Genomic DNA, 2,730 nt, shown 5'->3' on the forward strand with positions numbered 1-2,730 from the left:
CGTCTTAAGTTTAACTCCAATCAGGCAACTTAATGTTTTGTTACATAGATTGGTTTTTTCCCGCCTATCTACTTAGCCGTTGAAGTTAAAAGTTTTATCAGAGACTCTAGAATTGCAGATTTAGAGCAAGCTTTGGGTCAATATACTCTTTACTATGACATATTAAAACGGACGGAATCAGAAAGACAACTGTATCTGGCAATTCCACTAAATGCTTTTACAGAGCTTTTTGAAGGAGAAAATTTTGGTCAGATATTGCTAGATAATAACCGCCTAAATTTGTTTTTTTTTACCCAAAAATAGAGGAAATAGTACAATGGATAGCTTAAATAATTATCGCCAACTTGTTAAGCAACTCCTTACTGAATACGCTGAGATTCCCGTTTTTGACAGTGGAACCAAAAATGAAAGAATTTTTAATTTAGAAAATGACCGTTATATGTTAATAAATATAGGTTGGTTTAATGAGCAGCGCATTCACCATTGCGTGATTCATATTGATATTATTGACGGTCAGGTGTGGATTCAAGCAGATAATACGGATCGCCTGATTGCTGAGGAGTTAGTTGCAGCGGGAATTCCGGCTAAATCAATTGTTTTGGGACTTCAACCGCCTGATGTTAGACCTCATACTGCTTATGGAGTGCCTACTAGGGAGCAGCAGCGAGAATCTTTGAAAGTATGATGGAGTGGAAGGGATTTGAATTGGAGGGCGATTCCCTACGGGATAGCTTCGCTTCACGTACTTCAAAAACATTGAAAGCAGGCGATGGGAGGTGCGATCGCCTTCAGCAAATTCCGTTAAAATCGAGTAAAATAAGACAGCCATCATCCCCACAAAACCTAATTCACCATGCAAAACTCAACATTTGACAGTATTTTAGACGAGATCGAAACATTGTCTATAGACGAACAAACTGCTTTACTTGTCATCATGCACCGGAGACTTAGCGATCGCCGTCGCACCGAAATTGCTGCTAACATTGCACAAGGAAAACAAGACTATCAATCTGGAAAGGTCTTTCGAGGTACAGTTAATGAAGCGATCGCGGAGCTAAACCGTTGAAACTTATCACCTTTGCTCAATCATTTAAACATGCTTACAAAGCCCTCATCCGCAAACACCCGGAACTACAGCCCAAAGTTGAAGCTATTTTAAGACTTTTGGCAGAAAACTCTTTCGAGCCATCACTGCAAACACACAAACTCAAAGGTCAGTTAGCCGGCTCTTGGGCTTGTTCTGTGGAGTATGACTGTCGGATTGTATTTAATTTTGTTGAAAATCCAGAGTCAGGAGATGAGGAAATTCTCTTGCTGGACATTGGCAGCCATGATGAGGTTTATTGAAAATGCTGGCTGATGCGATCACCTCTTTCTATCTGCTTTTTTAATAGGGAGAAAAAGGCTAGCGAGTTTTGTGTTTTTTGGAATTGACGAAAGGGCGAGCGCGCTTCAAAAACCTTTACAGCAGGCGATGGGAGAAGGTTGTAGAAAGGTGGGGGTTATGAGGTGCGATCGCTTTTAGGAGTGAAAGGGCGATCGTCACTGAATCTCATAGTTTGTACAAGTGTATCAATAAGTTTATGTGACCAGGATTTTCATTACAGAGCAATGCCGTAGCCTGAGAATCTATTCAAGACAAAGAGGAATACATGATCGCTCACCCTTTTAGTTTCCCGTAAGTGAGCTTCATCAAAATAATTCGTTGTTGGAAGATGTCCATATGGAGCTTGGATTGCAAAAGTAAGATCATTGTATTTTTTCAGCTCCACACGGCCTTCCCTAGAGTTAGGATCGTACCATCCTATGCGTTTAACGAAGCGCTCTGTGAATTCACATAATTCCAGCAGTTCCTGATTAGTTTGATTTCTTCCTCCCATTACGATATTACGCATCAAGCGTAGTTTATCTTCTCCTCCTAACTCTGACATAATTCGCTTTTGTACACTAAATCCAAAGCGACCATTGCTATATTTAAGCCAAAGTCGATCTATAGTACAAAGGTCTTCACAAGGTAAGTATTCGGTTGTTGGCTGGCCAAACCAATTGTCTCCCATAAGGCGCTGATATTCCTCATTAGACAATTTTTTATATGCTATGTTATTTCCTACGGAGAGCATCATCTGGCTTGTTTCTTCGTCAGCTTCTCTCCATTTACCCTCTGCAAGTAGGTCACGAAGGCGCGTGTAGTTATAGTGAATAGACACGCTGTCAAGTGATACTTCAAGATTTGAATAATCAACTTGATTAGTGTAATTCTGGCTTGATGCTTTACTAGCTTTAGTCCTACTTGATGTCTTACTAGCTTGATTACTGCTTGATGCTTGTGACATCACGAAGTAGACAACTACAGCCAGCACAATTAAAATAAAAATCCACATTGATACTTTCCTTGATTAGGTAATCAGGGGAATTGCCATTCAATCCCCTGATGGTTGTGTCTACTGGTAAAAATTCATCAAAAATGCTTTATCCGCCATAATTACCGCTACCATAGCCTGTTTCTTTAGCTATCTCTAGCATAGTCGATTGACTGGATTTTACTTTTTTTAGCTCCCTTTCTACTCTCTCTCTTTCTGCCTGGTCTGCTATTCCGATTTGCTCTTCAAATTGAGCTATTATTGTCGAGTTGGGAATATCAGAAACCTGTGAGGGCATTGGTGACAAGTTAAGACTGTAAGTCTTTTGTCAAGAGGCTTTTAGAGAATTGTTGAAAAAAAACTGGTCAGA

5 protein-coding genes are annotated in these 2,730 nt (G+C 40.0%); 4 read left to right on the forward strand and 1 reads right to left on the reverse strand.

Translation table 11 applies throughout. The annotated features are described in order from the left end of the window. Positions 1 to 66 precede the first annotated feature (66 nt). The 4 genes from QUA03_RS29120 (at position 67) to QUA03_RS28665 (ending at position 1,347) form a co-directional block, all read left to right on the forward strand. On the forward strand, positions 67 to 303 hold the full coding sequence (locus tag QUA03_RS29120; protein WP_445304886.1) for an element excision factor XisH family protein: 237 nt from the start codon (positions 67 to 69) through the stop codon (positions 301 to 303). Positions 304 to 316: 13 nt separating this feature from the next. Beyond that, a complete protein-coding gene (locus QUA03_RS28655) occupies positions 317 to 685 on the forward strand; it encodes a XisI protein (protein WP_333217081.1) in 369 nt (122 codons plus the stop codon). A 168-nt stretch (positions 686 to 853) separates the two neighbouring features. Beyond that, positions 854 to 1,066 carry a hypothetical protein gene (locus QUA03_RS28660; protein WP_333217082.1) on the forward strand — a complete coding sequence of 71 codons (213 nt, stop codon included), beginning with the start codon at positions 854 to 856 and terminating at the stop codon, positions 1,064 to 1,066. Further along, entirely contained in the window at positions 1,063 to 1,347 is a 285-nt protein-coding gene (locus QUA03_RS28665; protein WP_333217084.1) for a type II toxin-antitoxin system mRNA interferase toxin, RelE/StbE family, read from the forward strand. The genes QUA03_RS28660 and QUA03_RS28665 overlap by 4 nt, the downstream gene beginning before the upstream one ends. 254 nt (positions 1,348 to 1,601) lie before the next feature. Here QUA03_RS28665 and QUA03_RS28670 read toward each other — a convergent pair whose 3' ends face one another. Further along, the gene (locus QUA03_RS28670) at positions 1,602 to 2,381 is read right to left on the reverse strand and encodes a GUN4 domain-containing protein (RefSeq protein WP_333217085.1); all 780 of its coding nucleotides are present in this window, start codon (positions 2,379 to 2,381) and stop codon (positions 1,602 to 1,604) included. Between the last annotated feature and the right edge of the window lie 349 nt (positions 2,382 to 2,730).

The organism is Microcoleus sp. S36b_A4 (assembly GCF_036700645.1).
Classification (GTDB): domain Bacteria; phylum Cyanobacteriota; class Cyanobacteriia; order Cyanobacteriales; family Microcoleaceae; genus Microcoleus.